Annotated in this window: 13 protein-coding genes; all 13 read right to left on the minus strand. The window is 35.6% G+C overall.

What is annotated here, in order from left to right:
* Position 1: 1 nt before the first annotated feature.
* Complete coding sequence (locus ACKC83_RS04680) at positions 2–1,306, minus strand: NAD(P)/FAD-dependent oxidoreductase (protein WP_434037186.1); 1,305 nt, start codon at positions 1,304–1,306, stop codon at positions 2–4.
* 166 nt (positions 1,307–1,472) lie between these two features.
* Entirely contained in the window at positions 1,473–4,580 is a 3,108-nt protein-coding gene (locus tag ACKC83_RS04685; RefSeq protein ID WP_434037187.1) for a chondroitinase-B domain-containing protein, read from the minus strand.
* Positions 4,581–4,969: 389 nt separating this feature from the next.
* Positions 4,970–7,429, minus strand: a complete 2,460-nt coding sequence (locus ACKC83_RS04690; protein WP_434037188.1) for a glycoside hydrolase family 95 protein — start codon at positions 7,427–7,429, stop codon at positions 4,970–4,972.
* Between the two features lie 111 nt (positions 7,430–7,540).
* Positions 7,541–8,986: a SusD/RagB family nutrient-binding outer membrane lipoprotein gene (locus ACKC83_RS04695; RefSeq protein WP_434037189.1), complete on the minus strand. Its 1,446-nt coding sequence runs from the start codon at positions 8,984–8,986 to the stop codon at positions 7,541–7,543.
* Between the two features lie 33 nt (positions 8,987–9,019).
* Positions 9,020–12,256 carry a SusC/RagA family TonB-linked outer membrane protein gene (locus tag ACKC83_RS04700; protein ID WP_414035933.1) on the minus strand — a complete coding sequence of 1,079 codons (3,237 nt, stop codon included), beginning with the start codon at positions 12,254–12,256 and terminating at the stop codon, positions 9,020–9,022.
* A 316-nt stretch (positions 12,257–12,572) separates the two neighbouring features.
* A complete protein-coding gene (locus ACKC83_RS04705; RefSeq protein ID WP_434037190.1) occupies positions 12,573–12,758 on the minus strand; it encodes a hypothetical protein in 186 nt (61 codons plus the stop codon).
* A gap of 3 nt (positions 12,759–12,761) precedes the next feature.
* Positions 12,762–14,057 carry a nickel pincer cofactor biosynthesis protein LarC gene (larC, locus tag ACKC83_RS04710; protein ID WP_434037191.1) on the minus strand — a complete coding sequence of 432 codons (1,296 nt, stop codon included), beginning with the start codon at positions 14,055–14,057 and terminating at the stop codon, positions 12,762–12,764.
* Positions 14,054–14,716 (minus strand): nickel pincer cofactor biosynthesis protein LarB, encoded by a 663-nt coding sequence (larB, locus tag ACKC83_RS04715; protein ID WP_434037192.1) that lies wholly within the window; start codon positions 14,714–14,716, stop codon positions 14,054–14,056. The genes larC and larB overlap by 4 nt, the downstream gene beginning before the upstream one ends.
* Positions 14,709–15,506 carry an ATP-dependent sacrificial sulfur transferase LarE gene (larE, locus tag ACKC83_RS04720; RefSeq protein ID WP_434037193.1) on the minus strand — a complete coding sequence of 266 codons (798 nt, stop codon included), beginning with the start codon at positions 15,504–15,506 and terminating at the stop codon, positions 14,709–14,711. Before larE ends, larB begins: the two co-directional genes overlap by 8 nt.
* 47 nt (positions 15,507–15,553) lie before the next feature.
* The gene (locus ACKC83_RS04725) at positions 15,554–17,014 is read right to left on the minus strand and encodes an aldo/keto reductase (protein ID WP_434037194.1); all 1,461 of its coding nucleotides are present in this window, start codon (positions 17,012–17,014) and stop codon (positions 15,554–15,556) included.
* Between the two features lie 407 nt (positions 17,015–17,421).
* Positions 17,422–19,707 (minus strand): DUF5916 domain-containing protein, encoded by a 2,286-nt coding sequence (locus ACKC83_RS04730; RefSeq protein WP_434037195.1) that lies wholly within the window; start codon positions 19,705–19,707, stop codon positions 17,422–17,424.
* A gap of 346 nt (positions 19,708–20,053) precedes the next feature.
* Positions 20,054–20,704 carry a hypothetical protein gene (locus ACKC83_RS04735; protein ID WP_434037196.1) on the minus strand — a complete coding sequence of 217 codons (651 nt, stop codon included), beginning with the start codon at positions 20,702–20,704 and terminating at the stop codon, positions 20,054–20,056.
* Positions 20,705–20,797: 93 nt separating this feature from the next.
* On the minus strand, positions 20,798–21,823 hold the full coding sequence (locus ACKC83_RS04740) for a hypothetical protein (protein WP_434037197.1): 1,026 nt from the start codon (positions 21,821–21,823) through the stop codon (positions 20,798–20,800).
* Between the last annotated feature and the right edge of the window lie 30 nt (positions 21,824–21,853).

A 21,853-nucleotide genomic window follows, 5' to 3' on the forward strand; every position in this document is an offset into this window, starting at 1 on the left:
TTTATACCGTTTGTAATTGGTTAGTGTAGGCTTTTAAAATATCGGTTTCAAAAGTTTTATAGAATTCAGGATCGAAATTAGCTTCGGCCAAATGATGCATGACATAGTCTACATCGCGTGCTTCGGTAAGCCAACGGTCGAATACTTCATGACGCATACGTATTCCAAAAGTATTAATCCCTAAAAATAGGTTCGTGTCTTTATGGTAGGCTACAGTAATACATTTGGTATCGTCTTCATGCTTCCAATGAAAATGTGCTTCGTGTTCAGGTTTACTCCTTTCGCTAAACACCCATCCATAGGTTTGATATTCGATATCTAAAAATTTCGCCGAGTTAAACCAATGTCCTGGTTTGTATGCCATTTTATTGCCACAAATAGTTTGCGCTAACACTTCTCCCATCATACGACCGGTATACCAAACAGCTTCTATTGGACGTCTGTTCCCGATAGCTTCGTGTTGCTCGGCACAATCGCCAATAGCATAAACATCTGCTACGTTAGTTTCTAAAAACCGATTCACTTTTACACCACGACCTATTTCTATACCAGAGTCTTTTAGAAAGTCGATATTTGGAGCAACTCCAGCTGTAAGGCCCACTACATTACACGGAATTTCCTCTCCAGTTTCTTCAATAATTATAGATTTTACTTTGCCGTTTTCGTCTGAAACAATTTCCTTTAAGTTTGTAGACAACCTAAGGTCTATATGATGGCTTTTTATATGACGATTAATCATTTCACTTTCGCCTTTAGGTAACACACCATTCCAAAAACTATTTTCACGCACTAAAAATGTAACCGGAATATTTCTAGAATTTAGCATTTCTGCCATTTCAATACCAATTAATCCGCCACCAACAATAACGGCTCTATTACATGTTTCCTTATTAGGCGCATAGGTTTCTAAGCTTTCTAAATCTTGTTTATGATACATGCCCATAACACCCTTAAGGTCCTGCCCTGGCCATCCAAACTTATTAGGTTTACTTCCTGTTGCAACGACGAGTTTATCGTATTTAAGCGTATCGCCTTCAGCAAAATGAAGCATTTTTGAAGCGGTATCGACCTGTTTTACGAAGCCTTTCTTGAGCTCGATTCTGTTCTTATCCCAAAACCAATCTTCGTAGGGCTTTGTATTTTCAAACTTCATATGTCCCATGTAAATATACATGAGCGCTGTGCGTGAAAAAAAATGTTCTGTTTCAGAAGAGATTATAGTTATCCTTTTATCCGAATTTTTTCTGATATGTCTCGCAAGCGTCACACCAGAAATTCCGTTTCCTATAATGGCAATGTGTTCCATAAATTAATTGTTAACTACTATTAGGTCGTACTTAAAGATAATAACTTATATGCATTATATTATTTAGAAGGTTTTTAAACTGTGGTATTTTTGTAAGGTCAAAAAAATAACCCTCAGAGAATACCATTCTCTGAGGGTTAAAAATTATTAATGTTTAAAATATTGGTTATTTAGAAACCACTATTTTATTAACAACTCTGCTGCTTGCATTTGAAATTTCTACAAAATATAAACCTTGAGACAATGAAGACACATTAATCTCTTCTTTATCGATTGATCCGTTTAATGCTTTCGATAAAATAGTTTTACCAGAAACATCGTAGATTCTTAAGGTATCAAAATTACCAGATTGTTTACTTAAATACAGAACTCCGTTTGTAACTGGGTTTGGATACAATTTCAGACTGTTTTTAGTTATATCTGTTGTCGACAAGGTTGTTGACTCTCCGTAAAATTCTATTTCTCCTATAGCAGACCAAGCGCTTTCTCTCTTATCTCCATCGGCATTAAATCTTCCATATCCCATTAGTTTTACGTAACGTGCATCGGCATCAACTATATACTGATTAAAATCTGTTGTACCTGTTGCTGTAAACTCTAGATCTCCAGCACTCGGAACAATTTTAGAAAAGTCTGCATCTTCTGTACCTGTTGTAGATACCCAAATTTGGATTCCGAAGGCATCGTCTTTATCTGTAGTATTTAATTGAATAAAGTCTAATGTATAAGGACTTCCTAAATCGTATATAATATACTCCCCATCACCTTTATAATCGTCTACTAAAACACTACCGTCTTGCGCGGCCCATATTGTATTTAAATCCTTATCTAAGGTGTTTGTTGCCACTTCGCCTTTAGATCCATTTTCACTAGAAAAAGATTTTACAGATACAGGATCATCAGAACCACCTGTGTTAATTAAATTCTCACGCATTTTATCTCCGAAAAATTCAATTTCTCCAATTGCAGTCCATGCACTAGATCTGCTATAATCGGCAGTCGCTCTATCGGATTCCTCTACTTCTTTAAATCTTCCAAAACCTATAACCTTAACATATTTAGCTTTCGAATTAATATCGAATTCATTGAACGCTGTACTATTTATAGCTGTAAATAATAAGTCATCTTCGGTAGGTAAAATCATAGAAAAATCTGCATCTTCCATTCCTGTTGTAGACACCCATACTTGATATCCGAATGCTTCACTTTTATCTGTAGTATTAAACTGCATAAGGTCCAATTCGTATGTTCCACCTAAATCTAGGATAACATATTCTCCATCACCTTTATAATCTCCTGCTACAATATCTCCATCATCTGCTGTCCAAACCGTACCCATGTCTTTATCTAACATATTGGTTGCAAATTCGCCTTTAGAACTATTTTCTTTAGACACAAATGCGATTGTAACACCTTCGATAAAATCCGTTCGTGGTCCGCCATCTTGAGTTACAATTAATTCTCTTACAATACCATCTCCGCCATCTACTTGTGTAAATGTTACCGAACCTTCTCTGCTCATTAATTCTGTGTTTTCGGTTACAGAAAGTACAACAGTAGCGTCGCCATCGGCTGCATCTGGATCGATAGTTATCCAATCGTTATTAGATACTGCAGTCCATCCTACGTTAGCCGTAACCGTAACATCTGCAACACTAGCCACGTAAGGAAGCGTTGGAATACTACTCACAATTATAGACTCAGGGATTTCGATAGTACAATCCCCATTAGTAATATTAGCACCTAAATTATTTAAGAAACAAGCTCCAATACCATGACCCACCATACTGTCTGTCGCTGGACTATAAGTCCCCATATCTGCCCCTTTACCGTCTGCGCCTGCAAACGTAAATATTTCACCATTTTCTGTTGCAGTAACATCTGTTCCTTCTGCAAAACCATCGTTAGTTACGCCTAAAGTTGTTCCGGTAAATAGGTTTCCAGAATAGCTTAATGCTGTACCAAGATTTGCATACGCATTATCTGTATCTCCAGAAATTACCTCTGAAATATTCGCATTATCTGAAGTAAAATAAATTAAGTTATCAGAAACTACTCCTGTTGGGTCTGTAGATCCTTTATCTGTGTTGTAAAATAAAGGCGCATTTGTATTTACAATAGTATTTCTAGACACCGTAATATTCTCTGTTTGTTGGTATCCATTTGAAACTTTTGTAGATGAGCAATTCACTGCGGCATCATCTCCACCACCTATAAACGTGATTCCATTATTCCACTTGGCTTGATCTAAAACTGTAATACAATCTTGGATGTAATTATTAGTGATGGTATGATCACTATCTGTAATTCTAATTCCTCCAGTACCGTCTACATTTTCGCCTAAAAAGTAATTTCCTTCTACAGTAGCATTAGAACCATGACGCAATACTAAAGACCCTCTAGATCTTCTAAATGTATTATTTATGTAAAAGTTATTTTTACTTTTATTGGTAATAATTTCATTCTCACCATCGGCTTCCACAAAATAATTATTACTTACTACAGCACCACTATTTACATTTTGGTACTCGCTAGTTCCAATTCTAATGGTTTCACTATCTCCAGCATTTTCAAAAGATTGGTCCTTTTTTTCGTACTTATAAAAGTAGTTATTACTAATGGTATGCCCGACTAATTCACAACGCGTGTTATTTGCATTATCGTCGTCATCGTCGCCGTAAGGTGGTCCTACAGCATTATAAGAGTATTCTGCTAATATTAAAGCTCCCGCACTTTTCTTATTCATAAATGAACAGTTTAGGACACTGTTGTATGTTCCGTATAATACAATCCAACGGTGTTTTGCATAAACTCCGTCCTCAATATCATCTGGTTCGATTTCCAAGCCATCGATCGCACAATTTTGAATGGTACTGTGGTGTGCGAAATCGTAACCATTTCTAAACTCGATAAAGTTACTAGCACCGTAACCACCTTTCCAGTGAAAACCATCGACAATTAAATATTCTCCGGTTGCAATTATTTCGCCAGTAGTTTTGTCTGATTCTCCACCGATGGTTAATCGTGGTCCACCAGTAAAAATAACGCCTCCCGGTGTTTCTGCTCTAAAAATAACTGGATTTTCTGCGGTACCTGATCCCAGAAAGCGCATGCGCTCGTCTGTATCGTATACCCCATTCTTTAAAATAATTTGATCTCCAGGCTGATAATAAACATCCCGTAAAGCATCAGGATCGTCGATTAGGTACGTTTTGTTTTGTGCCATTACTGTAGCTGTACACAGTAATAGAAGAAATAGTGTAATGTTCCTCATTAGTCATTCTAATTTAATTAATAAATGTTTGTTTTTTTACCGATTAACCTCATTGGTTATCCAGATTGGTTAACCAAATATAACAAATATTTAACATTTAACAAATCAGTTTTAAAGACTTAATTTCCAGTTAATGAAAAAAATTATTAACTATAAATTACAAAAGCCCATACCCGTTGATTTTCTTGAATTAACGACCTAATTATCGGATAAATAAACCAACATCTTTTACTACAAAAAAATCAATCATTTAAAATTCTTACACTGCTAAACTTTTCTAAAATTGAAAAAGCACACTTTAGAAAACAAAAAAAAAGCTGAACGATTATCGCTCAGCTTTTTTAACACTTTAGTCCTTTGCCAATCTGTATCGTTGGCTAAAACGTATTTTAGATTACTTCTACAGTATATATCTTTCCTTTTTCAGTTTTGAAATTCACGATACCTTTAGATTCTTTTTTCACTTTAATTTGTTTACCACTAGAAAGCACTTTCACTTTTTTATCTGTTTTAAAACTAAATACGTTACCTGCATTAGATCGTACTTCTAAAGAAGTTACCGCACTGTTTTTCCACTTATAATCTAGCTCAAATCCACCTCTTGCAACAACACCATCAAATTGTCCTTCCGACCATTCTGATGGTAAGGCTGGTAATAAATCGATATAGCCTTCTTGAGATTGTAATAACATTTCTGTTACTCCAGCAGCCATACCTAACGATGCATCGACTTGGAATTGGCTTCCACAAATTGCAAATAAAGACGAATAACATTGTTCTTTTAAGTAGCCTTTAAATACTTTATTCGCTCTATCTCCATCTCTTAATCGCGCCCATAAATTAACTTTCCATGCTCGAGACCAACCAGAAGCCCCATCTCCTCTTAATTCTAGCACTTTTTTTACAGGCTCTATTAATTCTGGAGTTTTATTCACAGATATAACATTCCCTGGATACAGACCATATAAATGAGATGCATGACGGTGGTTTTTCTCCATCTGCCCATAATCTTCTGTCCATTCTTGAAGCGTACCATCTTTTCCTACTTGCGAAGGCACTAATTTAGATCTGGCTTCAAGTACTTCTTTTGCAAAATCCTTATCTACTCCTAATACCTCTGTTGCCGAAGCATAATAACTAAATAAATCTTTTAGTATTTGCATATCTATAGTAGAACCCGCTGCGATAGTTGTAAAATAGTAACTTGCCGTAACCTCATCGAAAAAGTATTGGTAACCTTTACCTTCTGGCGGGTTCTCAGGAGAATTTGAAGGATTGGTAACCAACCAGTCTTTACCAGGATATTTAACTAAGAAATCCATAAAGAATTCTACAGACCCTTTCATTACAGGATAAATATCTTCAAGATGCTCTTTATCTTGCGTATATAAATAATGTTCCCATAAATGCGTTGTTAACCAGGCACCTCCAACGGTAAATGTTCCCCACGTTGGGCCATCCATTGGCGCTGCTACGCGCCATAGATCGGTGTTTTGATGAAAGACCCAACCACGTGCCCCATAGTGCTCCTTAGCCACCTGTGCTCCTTGATCTGTAAGTTCCTTGACCATAGTGGTTAAAGGCTCTAACAATTCTGGTAAATTCCCAGACTCTACAGCCCAATAATTCATTTCAATATTAATGTTTGTGGTGTATTTAGAATCCCATGCTGGATTCATTTTATTATTCCAAATCCCCTGTAAATTTGCAGGTTGAGTTCCTGGTCTAGAAGATGAAATTAATAGGTAACGTCCGAAATTGTAACATAAAGATGACAATTGCGGATCTGGAGAGGTTTGTATTTTTTGCATACGCTCGTCGGTAGGCAAATAAGAATTTTCGGTTGTAGGAAGAGTTAGCGATACTCTATCGAACAATTTTTTATAATCGGTTAACGCCTTTTCTTTAACGTCTTTAAAAGATGTTTTTTCTAATCTAGCTAACATCTCGGCAACGCGTGCTTGCTGATCGCCACTTACATCCTTATAATTTACAAAGTTTGTCGCTGCTACAAAGTATAACGTTACGGCATCTGCATCTTTAATACTTAAAATTGTATTGGTTGCATTATCCATTGTCATAGTACCACCTTCTGGAACGGCTTTAATCTGCGCTTCGTATCTCAGTTTACCTTCTACACCTAAATAATCTGCAGACTTCCCTGTTAAACGTAATTGTCCGTTTCCAAGACCATCCATTTGGAAGTAATCTGTTGCATAATTAGAATGTGCATCGTTTCTTTCTCCACGAAGTTGCGCGCCAAAGGAAATACTTCCTTTTTTATCGGCTGTAATACGAATCGCGATAGTCTGATCTATTTCTGAAGCAATAATTTCTCTGGTGTAATTTACTCCTTCAAATTTATATTTAACAGTCACGATTCCTGTTTTAAGATCTAATGATCTGGTATAATCTTCAACCTCATCATTATTAAAAAACAGATAAAGATTTGCCAAACTTTGGTATTTCATCTGTTCTACTGGGTAGCCCATCATGGTTCTTCCAAAAAGCTTATGTGCCTTTATAGGTTCGCCATCAAAAATAAGTTTTTGAATTTCCGGAAGTGCCTTATATCCGCCTTTAACAACAGTGTTATACGGTCCTCCTGTATAATAGGTGTCTTCGTTAAACTGGATTATCTCTTCGTCATGCCTTCCATAAACCATTCCACCTAATCTCCCGTTACCTACAGGAAGTGCCTCTTCCCAAATTTTTGCAGGTTGCTTGTACCAAAGAACGGTAGCTGGATCAAACTTTTTAGAATCGGTTTTTGTAACGCTTGCATTCTGTCCATTAATAGAGACTGTAGTAAGAATTATTAAAAAAACCAGTACATTTTTTAAATTCATTTTTTCTAATATTTAGTTATACTCTTTATTATAAGTTAACCTATACATAAGATTTATGTATAGGTTAACGGGTTTAAGCTTTTACTTAATTATCTTTTTCAAATATTTTTTTTAATTAATATCCCACCATACTCCTGCTCCAAATTTTTCGTCTATTATACCAGGTTGTGCTTCTAAAGCGGCATCGAATCCTATAGGATTAGACACGCCTTCAGAATACGGATAAGGTCTTCTAACAATAGTTCCTTTACCACTGTATAATGATTCTACCGGCTCAGTTTCGGCCACATATTTTGGGAAACCTGTTCTGCGCACTTCTGCCCAACCTTGGTTTCCATCAGGATATATAGCACACCATTTCTGATCTCCTATTAACTCTCTTTGATCTTTACCTCCATTAAAATCTACAAGCGGATCTGATAAGTAATCTCCTGCATCCAGACCGTACTCGTTAAAACTTGCAGTTATTGCAGCATTGTATGCTTCTTCGGCAGTATAGCCTACGTTCCAACCGTTTAAAGCGGCTTCGGCATAAATAAATAAAACTTCAGAATATCTAAGTATTCGTGTTGGAGAATCGGCAGATCTAAATTCTGAAAGTCCCATTACAGATAATTCTTGTGCATTTCCTTCGGCTCCTAAAGGTAATCCAACATATTCTCCTGTAGTTCCCACCGGTTCTGCATACACCGGCAATCTACCATCTGAACGATCTTTAAGGAAATTAATCATAAATTCTGAAGTCGCATTTTGTTGTCTATCAATGTTACTTGGCTGAATATAATATGGACTTCTATAAATGGCGTCATTAGCAAGCCAGTATTTAAAAGCCGCATTCTCGTTGGAATTAATTACAGGATAGGTTGATGGATCTGAAGCAATCATTTCTACACCCGATTTTGCAGTAGCAGCATCGACAAGCGACATTCTCATGTAAATTCTTAACAATAATGAATTACAAAACCTTTTCCACTGCATCATATCTCCGTCGAAAATAACATCCGACGTTCCGATATTTGCTGTAGGATCGATCATTGCGTTTGCTGTCTTTAATTGTTCTATTAAATCCATGTAAATACTTTGTTGAGAATCGTATTTAGGGTATATCGTTGGGCTCTCAGGATCGTCGGCACTAAGTGCTTCAAAATATGGAATATCGCCATACCAGTCTGTCATGTTTTGAAAAGCGTAAGCTTTAAGAATATTTCCTACCGCCACGGTGTTGTCGTCTCCAGCTTCTTCCGCTTTAGCGATAGCAACTTGTAAGTTTTTTAAATGACCACTGTAAACATTAAAGTTGGTGCCGTCTCCTGCTAAAGCATATCTTTCGTTGTGTACGTATACTGTTCTTACGTTATAACGGCTCCAACTCACTTGGAAGTCTAAGATTGAATTATAAGAATTAAGTATACTGATTTCAGAATTCGTAATTAATGTAGAATAAGGCACATTTGTTAACGAATTAGGGTCTGTATTCATTTCTACATAATCATCGGTACAGGCAAATAAAGTCGATGCTAAAATGAATGCGGTATATATTTTTTTATTTAGTTTCATATTTCTTTAAATTTTAAAATTTTAACAATCAATCTAAAAGTCAATTTTTACTCTTAAGCCAATGTTTCTTGCCGAAGGTGGCGCAGCAAATTCAGATCCTTGAGAAGATTGACTCGCTCCTTTGTTTGCAACTTCAGGATCAAAATTTTCATTTCTACTGTATAACAATGCAATGTTTCGTGCAAAAACAGAAAAGTCTACACCGCTTAATCCAATTTTATTAACAAGATCTCTGTCTAAAGAATACCCTATACTAATTTGTCTTAATTTCACGTAAGTGGCATCGTACAACCATCTTTCGGCTCTGGCGAAATTATTCCATCTAAAACCATCTAAATCTTGGTAGATTGTATTTGGACTACCATCTTCAAAAACACCATCGAATAAATATCCTCCACCTTCACTTATAGGATCTCTAACAGGCACGCCATTAGCATTATTACCAACAGTACTTGTTAAAGCTCCTGTTGCCCATCCGTCTTGATTGGTTCTAGAGTACACATCTCCACCCCATTTGGCATCTATTAAAACACTAAAGTTAAAGTTTCCGTAAGTAAACGAGTTGTTAATACTCCCTAACCAATCTGGCATAATGTTTCCTAATTTTCTAGCTTCACTAGTAAGAGGAACTCCATTTTCTCCTACAATTGGTTTACCGTTTTCGTGATATACAAATCCTTTACCAATCATATCTCCATAAGAACCTCCTACATCTGCAACCACAGTAATTTGATTTCCTTCTGTTTTATATAATTCCAGTCTTTCTAAGTCGTCGTTTAATGAAATAATCTCATTTCTATTTGTACTCCAGTTTGCTGTTACATCCCAAGAAAATTTATCTGTTTGTATTGGCGTTCCTGTTAGAATAACTTCTATCCCTTCGTTATTTACCTGTCCTGCATTAATAGTCTGTGTATTAAATCCTGCTGTTGGAGAAATTGGCGCTGTTAAAATCTGATTTTTTGCAATAGACTTATAACCTGTTACGTCTATACCAAGTCTATTATTAAAGAACTTTAAATTTAGACCCACCTCGTAAGACGTTACTAATTCGTTTACTAAATCAGCAGATGGCATAGCCGAACTTAAACTAAAAGACGGATTATTACCATATGGAGAAGATGCATTATAGGTTGCATTTAATCTGTAAGGATCTGTATCGTTCCCCACTTGCGCAACACTCATTCTTAATTTTCCGAAATTAAACGCCCCAGCGCCTGTATTAAATGTTTCTGAGAAAATCCAACTTGTTGTAGCTGAAGGATAAAAATAAGAGTTATTATCTTCTGGCAACGTTGTAGACCAGTCGTTTCTTCCTGTTAAATCAAGATAAAGCTGATTCATTAATCCGAAAGAAAGAGAAACATACATACTTTGTATTTCCTTTTCACTTGCATAATATGAAGTGGTTGGTGTTTCCTTGGCATTTGCTAAAGAATAGTTATCTGGAACAACTAAACGGCTTACATAAGAACCTTGTGTTTGGTATTTACGATTCATAATATTTGCTCCAAGATTTCCAGAAAAAGAGATGTTATCAGAAATATCTTTATTCACAGATAATAAAACATCCGCATTTATTTCTTGTCTGAAATAATTGTTTACACTGTATTTTCCTTCTGGGTTATTGATCCCGTAATAGGCTCTTTTTAATTCTACTTGCTGATTAGAATAATCTATACCCGCTCTAGTTGTTAAGCTTAACCAATCGGTAAAATCGTATTTTAAAGCACTAGAACCAATCAACCTATTTTTGTTCATTGGATTTGAATCTTTAGTTGCTGTCCAGAACGGATTATCTGCAAATTGATCGTTCCAAGTTATTGGTGTACCATCTTCGTTTTCTATATTATTACTTAAGTATTCGTAATCTACCTGTCTCCCTGTCCAAATACTCTGAAGACCAAAATTATTATTACTATATCCAGAACCACTAAGGTTTGCTTTAGTATTTATGTAAGAAACGCTAGACTGAAAAGAAAACTTTTCTGATAATTTTGCGTTTCCAGAGAAATTAACGGTATTCTTTTTCATGTATGAATTAGGCACCATTCCTTCTTCATCAGAGTTAGTAAGCGATAATCTCATATTACCTATTTCTCCTCCATTACTAACAGAAAAATTGGTAATTCTAGTAACACCTGTTTCATAATAACTTTTTATGTTATCTGGATGAGAAATCCAAGGTGTTGCAATGCGTTCTCCGGTGTTAGGATCTATAGGCGAATCGAATTGAGGAAGCATTAATATTTCACCAGGCGTTTGCGGAAAGCCAGCTTCTACTGCCCAATACAATTTTCCTCCCGGAGCAATATCTCCAGGTTGTACAACGTAATCTAATTCAGGTCCGAAACTTTCATCGACTCCATCATTTAATCCACCGTTTAAACCATCCTTATACCAGAATTGGCCACCACCACCTTGACCATATTGATTTTGGTAATCTGGAAGTAAAAAAGGATCACTCATGGTAATCGTGTTTTCTAATGTTGCCGAAAACCCTTTGCCTTTACCCTTTTTTGTAGTTATTAAAACCACACCATTTGCACCTCTAGATCCATATAAGGCTGAAGCGTTACCTCCTTTTAGAATCGTAACATCTGCAATATCTGATGGATTGATGTCTGATGCACCATTACCCATATCTGTAAAATCCATTCCTCCATTTGTGCTAGATTGTATCGAGTTATCTATAGGTATACCATCAACCACAAAAAGCGGTTGGTTGTTTCCGGTTAACGATTGATTTCCACGAATTACAATTCTTGAAGACGATCCTACATTTCCACTAGAGCTACTCACAAATACTCCAGCAGATTGCCCCGTAAGTGCATTTACAACATTGGTCTGACCTGTATTTTTCACTGTATTACCAGAAACTTCTTGCACGGCATATCCCAATGCTTTTTTCTCTCTTGTAATTCCTAATGCGGTTACAACAACTTCGTCTAAAGACTGTACATCCTGAATTAGAGTTGCATTTACAGTTGTTCGAGAACCTACATTAATTTCTTGTTCTTTAAAACCAACGAAACTAAATACTAGCGTAGCATCTTTAACTACTTTAATACTGTATTTCCCGTCAAAATCAGTCATTGTTCCTGAATTAGTCCCTTTATGTATTACAGACAGCCCCGGTAACGGAAGCCCATCCTCATCGACCACAGTACCAGAAACAGACAACTCTTGAGCATTGACAGCTCCTGAAACCAAGAACATCAATGCCAACATCGGTAAAAATTTCATTAAAAATAGTAATGGATTTTTCATGTAAAATTAATTTTAGTTTAACATTAAGCTAAACTATGTCAATTAATTTGTCATGCTCACGAGCATATTAACACATATTAATACTATTTTAACAGATGTATTGCATTTTATTTGATACTGTAAGTATTCCCTTTAATTCTGAATCTTTTTAAACAAATAGAGTGCTTGATAGTGCACCTATACTGACATATTCGGTAGACTGGATTGGATATAAAAAATGGCTAGGGATATATAAATATATTCCTAGCCATAATATTGTTTAATTAATATGTGCAATTACACTATAAGAACTAAAACCAACAAGATGTTTGTACCGTTAATTTTCAGTCTTCTGCGATTGCTTTTTAGTATACCTATATAATAAAGCAATAACACCTACTAAAGGAAAGATTAACCAACCCCATGCACCTAAAAAAGTGTCATGTGTATGATGTCCTCCTGGATGAGCTAATAATGTTTGTGAACTTATCACTAATAATAGAATAGAAAATAATTTTTTCATAGTTTACGATTTTTTAGGGTTAATGTTGATTTGACTAAAAACTTGAAAAGGTGAGCGATCTGATGCTTTTGCAAGCCTCTGAATATCGTCAAACTCGGGTTTTATTTTTATGTGTTCTGTTGGCGTAGTGGTCTCTTTTACCAAAACATCTCCAAATTGTGTTTGAATTTTTTTCTGTACTCTTGGAAGTTCGATACGATCTATATTAAAATACCTTACGCCAATCGTACTCGTACTATCGAATATGTAATTCGATACTGCTTTTAATTTATCTACTGGAAGAATGACACTAAGCAGAAAGGCAAATCTACCTTTTTTCATGAGTTGTTGCGTTATGCTAAAATCTAATGCTCCAGAAGCTAATAGCCCGTCCTGAAAATCACTTCCTAAATACTCTGGCGACATATCGTCTATCGATGCTTCCAGTTGTAAGCACTGTTCTTTTTCTTTTTCAACCTCACTTTTAACTAACGAAATACGCACAACATTGGCATTATGGAAATCTTTTTTTCCTGGACCGTAAGCTGTTTTTGTTGGTGTGTATGCTACATTACTAAAGTCAGGGTTTAGGTATCTTAATATTGCGGCACCTGTAGGTGTAATCTTTTCACCTTCCTCATTACCCGGATAAATAGGCATGCCTTGTAACAGTTCGGCTGTTGCAGGAGCAGGGACAGGCAACATACCGTGTTGCGTTTTCACAATTCCAAACCCCGTACAAATAGGAGTACAATATGTTTTTGAAATGTTTAACTTATCTATAAGTACAGCATTCCCAACTATATCTATTATAGAATCGACACCACTTATTTCATGAAAATGAATGGTTTCCAAGGGCATATCGTGAATTTTAGACTCTGCTTTTCCAATCATTAGAAAAATGTCATGAGCTATTTTCTTTGCATTTTCACTTATATGCGCATGATCTATAATCTTTTGGATATCGCCTAAATGACGATGTTCTCCATGATCGTGAGAATGTCCGTCATGACTATGTCCATGTGAATGGCTGTGACCGTGGTCGTGTGAATGATCGTGAGTGTGAGAATGATCATGACTATGCGAATGACCGTGACTGTGATCTTCCGATGCCTGGTCTTCATTTAAATCAAGCACCTCAACATATTTACAGCTTATACCGTTTTTATTGGCTTCTTGGATTTCAATTTTACCATCTGGTAAATGCAATTTCTTTGGTAAATCTATTAACTGATCGTAATCTCCTAATAGTTCGCTAAAGGCACTCAAGAACATATTTCCCGATAGTCCTGAAAACGCTTCTATATATATTGTATTCATTTTTTTTCTAATAATTTAACCATTCTAAATGCACTCATTGCAGCGCCGTAACCATTGTCTATATTAACCACAGTAATACCGTTTGCACAACTAGTAAGCATAGCATGCAAAGCCGTTTCTCCATTTTTTGCTGTACCGTAACCTACTGAAGTGGGCACTGCAATAATTGGTTGAGGTAATAATCCACCCACAACTGTTGGTAAAGCTCCTTCGAAACCTGCGACTATAATTAAAATATCAAATGATTTTAATACCTCAATTTTATCTATTAATCGGTGTAATCCGGCAACTCCAACATCATGAATAACACGAGATTTTACACCCATATACTCTAAGGTGTAAAAGGCTTCGTTAGCCACACCAATATCCGAACTTCCTGCAGAAACTATACCCACTTTGGCTGCTGTATTTTCCGAGAATTCTAACGGAATCAATATAAAAATGCCAGATTCGGCATCGTAGAATGACTTTTTATACGTGTTTAATAGCACTTTTGCTTTTTCTTCTTGAAGCTTAGTAACTAGTACATTTTCTTTTTTATCTGTATACTCTTTTAATATGTCTAGCAGTAATGCTACACTTTTTGATGCGCCGTAAATAACCTCATCGAATCCTAAACGGCGCTTCCTATCTTCATCTATAATAAATGATTTATCCATGCAATACACGATTTAATTTTCCAGAAACAAATCCTTCTTTATCAATATTTACTTTTGAAAACCCTAATGCTTTTATGTCTCTTGAAATAACATCAAACTGATGTTCTAACAATTCCATTTCAGACATAGGAACTTCTATTGAAGCTTCTTCTCCTAGATATCTTACACGCACGTTTTCAAAACCAAACTGATTCAAAATATATTCTGCTTCCTCTATTTGCTTCAATCTCATTTTATTTACTGCCGTTCCATATGGAATTCTAGAACTTAAACACGGACTTGGTGGTTTAGAAGCTGTTTCTAATTCCAATTCGCCCGCCATAGCGATAACTTCTGCTTTGCTAATTTCTAATTCTGCCAGAGGGGAACGGATGGCGTTATTTTTCGCCGCTTCTAATCCTGGTCTATAATCTCCTAAATCGTCTTGATTTGTTCCGTTTAAAATGGTGTATTCGGGGTACTCAACCTTTATAATATCTATCATGGCTTCGTACAAATGTGTTTTACAAAAAAAACAGCGGTTCGCCGGATTAGCCGTATAATTTGGATCGTTCAATTCATCCGTTTTAATCACTCTTAAGTTGATATCGTGTGTCTTGCAAAAATTAACAGCGATTTCAAAATCTTTAGTTTTTAAGCTTTCCGAATTAGAAATTAAACCAATAGCTCGGTCACCGAGTGCTAATTTTGAAGCATATAAGACCAAGGAAGAGTCTACACCTCCTGAGAAGGCAGTAACCGTTCCTTTATGTTCTTTAAACCAATTTATAAGTAATGGTAATTTTGACATACGTTTACGTTTTTAAGTCGACAATAGCGTCCTTTATAAATTAATTTTTAGGCTCTATGTCCTGCTTTATCGACTGTAAACACTTTAAAGTTTCCAGATTTATTGGTTTCGAATACAAAAGGTTTAGACTTTAATACTTGAGGCTTATGGTCTACCTTACCAATGACTTTATTATCTAATTCAATTTCGTAGTGAGAAATAGGATCTGCCGCCGCATAAGCAGTCTGCCATGTAATCTTTGTAGTTCCGTTTTTGGTTTCTTGATTTACATCCCTAGGCGGAGTCATGTTTATTTTATCAAGCTGAAAGAAATTTGTTCTTTCTCCAGCCGCTTGTGCTGTTTTTGCCTCAATACTACGTCGTTTTTCTTGAGACATCGCATCTGGTTTTACTTGAGCTCCGTAGTAATTTTGAGTTAATTGACATTTAAGCGGATCCTCATCGACTTGACCAATTCCTATAATAAGTGTATCTACACCTGGTGTTGTTAATACATACTCTATAAGTTCGTTACTTGGTAAAGATGTAGAACCTACTTTACGGTAAATTTGGTCAGGCTCTCTAGAGAATCCTGGAACCTGATTATACATGGTTCCTGCTCCAAACACTTTCATTCCAATAACACCAATCCCTTTTGCCTTAGCTAACGGAATAACATTGTGTTTCATATTAAAATACAAATGATCATTGGAATTAACAGAGACTAATAAAGCATCAAGCAAGCCATATTTATCACGTTGCATAATGTCTATCATAGCCACTGGATTTTTATGTCCTGAAAATCCAATATGTTTAAGTAATTTTTCGTTTTTAGGATTGGTTCCTGTTAGGTTGGTACCATCTCTAAAATCTCTTAACACTGCTAAAGCACCACAATTTTCGTCTGGGCTAAGCGGCGTTTCTATTCCTTTATATAACACATCTACCTCTTCGATGGTTTCTAGACTGTGAACCAACATAATATCTACATAAGAGCCTTCTGGATAATTTCCTTTTCCGTCACCAAAAATTTGAGACATTGACCTTCTCACATCATCTGCTGCGGTTTGCACATCGTCTCCATTAGATTTGTTTCTCACATTTTCTTGCTCTTCCCATCCTGGTTTTCCCCATCTCATAAGCGTTTTACTTGTTAGGGTAATAGATTCTCTAAGCTTTTTATCGTAATTCGGTTTTCCAGGAATTAAGTTCATTTTTTTAAAGGCTTCATGATAGTGAAGCTGACTTAAATCGTACACATTAGATGTATCGAAATAATTAATTCCTAAATCGAAAGCTTTGGTTATAATCGACACTGGGTCGACATCCTCTGGCGTCCATTGTATAGAGGCCTGACCTCCAAGTCCCAATGTTGTGACTTTATTTTTCATCCGCCCAAAAGGTCTTAGCATGGGTGCGGGTGCTTTGTCTGAAAAACTCATTCCAAAAGGAAGAATCACGGCTCCAGCAGCTGCTGTACTGGTTAACCTAAGAAAATCTCGTCTAGATACAGGATATTTACTTTTCATTATGTTGCAGTTTTTTCTCTAAGTTACCGTTTCTGTGGGTTTAGCGCATGTTTTTAACATCAAATAAATTGATTTTAACATCATTTTAAGGGTTTGTGTTAAATTGGGCATATTCCCGCTAGTAAATTTCACTATTCGCTAGCAAACACAGGGGATTAAGAGTCTTTTATCCATTTTAAAATGTGCTCTAAAAGAATTTATCGTAAATAAGATGTTTTGCCTTCTGTAGGATTATTAGCAGTCTATGACTTAAACACCTAAATAGAATTGAAAGATTTAACCACCTTAATTATCCATTTTATGATTCACGACATTAACTCAAGCACAAGGAACAAAGCATCACGAATTTTAAATTTAAAATGAAGTTTGAAATGGACAATGAGTAAACCATATTGCTATAGTACAGCCTATCCTCTATTTTTTCGAACAATATCTAACCAATAAGTGACTTTTAAAAACACGCCTCTTTCAACGGGTACGAAAGGAGATGTTCTATCTGTATCCGTATAGGTTAAAAATACATCCGATAATGGTGCATACCTCCATTGAAGTCTAGATACTAATAAAAAACTATCCGATTGCGAGCTGTATTGCACATCGGTATTAAAGAATAACGTTTTTGAAAACGTAACATTAAGTGTTGGACCAACATACCAAATTTGACCAGACGAATACGGTTCTGGAAGTTTTATATCGTCGTATTGAATCTGCAAAGACACATAAAATAAGGGTTGATATCGGTACTGAAACTTAACATCTGCACTAAACTTATCTCCCGTATAAAATGAACCATAAGTAGCTGTTCCTTCCATCCAAAACGCTTTACGCCTATCGGTGTTAAAATCAAGATCGAAATCTACGGTATCGTAACCTCCAACAGGCACCGGCTCTCCTTTACCTTTAGCCCCTACAGGATCGAATGGAGTATATAAATATTCGTAATTTTTATTAGCTGTTAAGGATAGTAATGCTCCACTTGTAAAATTTACTTCGGCACCTAACGCCGTATAACCTTCAGATAAATCGTTTCCACCGGAAGCTTTCCAATATCCGTTATAACTGGCATTAAATATAATGGTATTTATAGCATCAGATTTTGGGTATAAATTATACTTAACAGATGGATTGGCTCTTAATATATCAACACGTTTAAGATAGCCGAGATCTGATACAAATCCGTTATCGACGTATTGAGTCGTAAAACCTAAAGAATAGTCTCTCTTTTCTACATTTAAATCTGTTCCCGCAGAAATGGCATCACTATCGATGCCTGGAGTAAACGATTTATGAAAAAACGCCCTTCCATCTATACTATTATCTTTAGAAAAGAAATTAAAATCTGTACCTGCCACGCGGTTATATTTGGTTCCTGTACTCTCTTCATTAAAATTGGTCGCCTCCCGGTTAATAAAGAACATTGAAATATTAGACTTGTTAAAAATCTTTTGTTCGGCGGCTATAACCAAATTATTATTAGACGGGATATCCTCTCCTTTATCATCTTCCGTCTGAACATCCAACACTCCAATTCTTAGCTTATTATTTATTTTACCTGTAAATTTTGCTCCAACTGTAAGTGGCACAACCACATCGGCTCCCAATGAATCTTTTGCAAAACCTACACGTCTCGAGTAAAAAGGAAGTGCATTGTCTGTGTTTCCAAAACCATTAAATAAATCGCCATTATCTATAAAGAACAATCGTGTTTCATCCTGTTTAATTTCGAATTGGGTGACGTTATTTGTTCCAGAAACCACATCGTCGCTAGAGAAATCCGGCAACACAGTTAAGTCTAACATTAAACTACTTTTAATAGGAATTTTAGCATCAAATCCGGCTTTAAATTCGAAGGATTTTTCTCCTTTGTAGTGCTCATTTAAATACGAAGGCGTTACATAAGGAATTAAAGAAATAGGGTTTCTTGATCTTTGTAAAGGTTTTTCGAAAATCATATCTCCAAAATACCCGATATTTAGCTGATTTTGATTTTGTGGAACTCTAGACCAGGAACTCTTTGTGTTAGATTGCGTATCCGATCGCATTGCCGAGAACTTCCATGTTGTGGTGCCGGCCTTAAATTTAAATGCAGACATCGGGATTTTGATTTCTGAAATAAAATAACCATCATAAATTTGAGACTCTCCCTTCCATTTTGTATTCCAGTTTAAATCTAAGTCCCCAGTAACTCCACCTCTATAAATTACACCTTCTCGTTCTACCCCAAATGGATTTATTCCGAATAAAAAGGCATTAGTTCTGTCGCTATAGGTATCGAACATAAGATTAACAATATCGGCTCCACTTATACTAAAATCTCTTTCGTAAGATGGAGTTCTATAATTTTTTCCAGGCGCATAACCTTTAACCGCGATATACAAAAAACCTTCATTGTACATCATTCTCATTTCAGTCTGGTATTCGGCCTGCTTACTATCTGTTGGGAAGTATTCGGTAAAACCACTTGTTGGAACAGCTTCTGCCCACATGGCTTCATCTAAAACACCATCAATAATAAAATCGTCGTTGTCTACATACTTTACGGAAATGCTTTTTTGAGCATGAACTAAAGAACCTAGTGTAAAGCATAATAAAAATAAAAGTTGCCTACAAGAGAAAGCAGTAGAAGAAAAAAAAGAATTTCGTGTTTCCATACAACTTCTAGATCCTCTTTTTGTAAGTAAATTCAACGGCATAGTGACTTTTTTTTGCAAAAGTACTATCTGTTTTATAATTGTCGTCCCTTTTGAGATGTTAATGTAAATCGAGGATTAAGAATTATGTATTTCCTTATTTTTGGAACTAATTATCACAAACCCATGCTTTTTTTAACACGTTTTACAAACAACTCTAAAATTATCACTATAAAATCACCTAATCCCATAAAACGCTAAACAATTGTACTTAAAACAGAATAAGCACTGAAAACAACCTCACAGCACTGATAATCATTATCTTAATAATTATAAAACAAAAAAGCCTCTCGATTACTCGAAAGGCTTAAATAGACTAACACTAGTTTAGAAGTATATGTAATTAGGCTTACATATTATCCTCCCAAATTTTTAAATACAATGTTTTAAAGGCATCGGCTTCTGTTTGAGTATTACTTAGAGTAATATAAGTTTGCATGGCCTTAATACGATTGACTCCCGAAGGATGTGTAAATGTTCCGCCACCTAAAATATTTATTAACTCCTGAAAATTCTTTGTTAAGGATTCAAAATACACTGGTTCTTGTGATTTTATAAGATGAATCGCAATTAGATCTGCCAAGTATTCAGATTTAATATATTCGTTTGTTTCTGGTCCGCTAGACACATAACCATCTAGATTAAATAATCTTGCCTGACTTAAGGTTGCAATATGAGCTACCTCGTGCGTTAATGCGAACAGCTGAATACTTTCTTCAGATACATTTATTAAACCCATACTCACCTCGACATATCCAAAAGAAGCCCCAGCATCGATTCCCATTTCATCTTCACGCACATGAAATTCTACTGGAATATCAATATCGGTATAGGCCGAAAATAACGGAATGACAGTGGCATTGTATAATTGCTTTAATTTATCTTCTTTGTCTAAAATACAGGTTTCCTGATCTTCGTTTACTTCTGCTTTATTCTCCTTTGAGTCCTTACTACATGTAAAGAACACTAGAAACATTATGAAGTACATAAATTTTTTCATTTATAAAACTTTTATAAAAAAAGGAACACTCTAATAAAAAAGTGTTCCTTTTAAGGGGGGTAAAACAATAGGTTTTATTAAAAAGACTAAAACTTAGTACGTAAATATTTTTTCTACAGTTGCAAGACCTTCAAAGTAAGTATAAGATGCTTTAATTGGATAATTGTCTGTGTTGTATTCGTAAGTTATTGCACCGTCTGCTAATGTTCCTGAAATAGGGTTATTAGTATTTACAGCTTGAATTCCTGCGTTTATAGCAGCGAAAGCAGCAGGATAAAGTCCTACGAATGGGTTGTTATTATCATCGTAAGTGGCTACATAATCAGAACCATATCTTTTTTCAAGAACAACGTTACCATCTACAATAGTAAAGTCTACTTCTGTAACAGAATCCTCGTCTGTATGATCTATTCTTTTCTCTACAGCTAAACTTCCGTTAGCATCGTACTCATATTCGAAAGTATATTCTAAAACGTCCTCATAAGAGAATAGTCCTTTTACAATTTGTCCAGCTTCGTTATATTCGTAAACAGTGCTTTCTTTATCATCTGAAGTTCTTTTTTCGATAACTTGATTTTTGTCATCGTAAATTAAAGAATATTCAACAGTATATAATGTTCCAAAATCGTCGATTTCTTTAGAGTAAGAGCTCACAAAATTAGATTCGTTATAGCTATACGTTGTTGTTGAATTCTCTCCAAATAAATCTGAAATTTGGTACGTAAGTAATTGAGAACCGCTCCCAACTTCTCCTCTAGTGGTAATAGTCACACTATATTCTTTAGTAGTAACACCGTCTTCTGCAGTAACCACAAATACTTTAGGTTCGCCATCTTCAAACGAGATTACACTTCCTGAAGCTGGTGAAACTGTTGCATTTTCAGAAATATCTATAGTAGGCTCTACAGCAGATAAATCTGTTCCAAAAGGCACGCTAATTGCAATAGCACTTCCTAAATCGTATGTAATATCGTCTGCACTAACACCATCGATAGACAATGAAAAATCGGTAATTGCAGCCAAAGAAGATACTGAGACAGAATCATCGTCGCTTGAACAAGAAACGGTTGCTATAGATACAGCTAAAAATAGACTTAAAATTGAAAAAATTTTCTTCATAATTTATTTATTTAATTGTTTTGATATTAC

It is taken from the genome of Formosa bonchosmolovskayae, assembly GCF_051016085.1.
Lineage (GTDB): Bacteria > Bacteroidota > Bacteroidia > Flavobacteriales > Flavobacteriaceae > Formosa.

Bases quoted from the DNA above. Each gene is read 5' to 3' on its own strand.
- larB (WP_434037192.1), bottom strand. From the start codon at position 14,716: ATGGATAAATCATTTATTATAGATGAAGATAGGAAGCGCCGTTTAGGA.
- ACKC83_RS04685 (WP_434037187.1), bottom strand. From the start codon at position 4,580: ATGAGGAACATTACACTATTTCTTCTATTACTGTGTACAGCTACAGTA.
- ACKC83_RS04725 (WP_434037194.1), bottom strand. From the start codon at position 17,014: ATGAAAAGTAAATATCCTGTATCTAGACGAGATTTTCTTAGGTTAACC.
- ACKC83_RS04730 (WP_434037195.1), bottom strand. From the start codon at position 19,707: ATGCCGTTGAATTTACTTACAAAAAGAGGATCTAGAAGTTGTATGGAA.
- ACKC83_RS04735 (WP_434037196.1), bottom strand. From the start codon at position 20,704: ATGAAAAAATTTATGTACTTCATAATGTTTCTAGTGTTCTTTACATGT.
- ACKC83_RS04740 (WP_434037197.1), bottom strand. From the start codon at position 21,823: ATGAAGAAAATTTTTTCAATTTTAAGTCTATTTTTAGCTGTATCTATA.
- ACKC83_RS04695 (WP_434037189.1), bottom strand. From the start codon at position 8,986: ATGAAACTAAATAAAAAAATATATACCGCATTCATTTTAGCATCGACT.
- larE (WP_434037193.1), bottom strand. From the start codon at position 15,506: ATGTCAAAATTACCATTACTTATAAATTGGTTTAAAGAACATAAAGGA.
- ACKC83_RS04690 (WP_434037188.1), bottom strand. From the start codon at position 7,429: ATGAATTTAAAAAATGTACTGGTTTTTTTAATAATTCTTACTACAGTC.
- ACKC83_RS04700 (WP_414035933.1), bottom strand. From the start codon at position 12,256: ATGAAAAATCCATTACTATTTTTAATGAAATTTTTACCGATGTTGGCA.
- ACKC83_RS04680 (WP_434037186.1), bottom strand. From the start codon at position 1,306: ATGGAACACATTGCCATTATAGGAAACGGAATTTCTGGTGTGACGCTT.
- larC (WP_434037191.1), bottom strand. From the start codon at position 14,057: ATGAATACAATATATATAGAAGCGTTTTCAGGACTATCGGGAAATATG.
- ACKC83_RS04705 (WP_434037190.1), bottom strand. From the start codon at position 12,758: ATGAAAAAATTATTTTCTATTCTATTATTAGTGATAAGTTCACAAACA.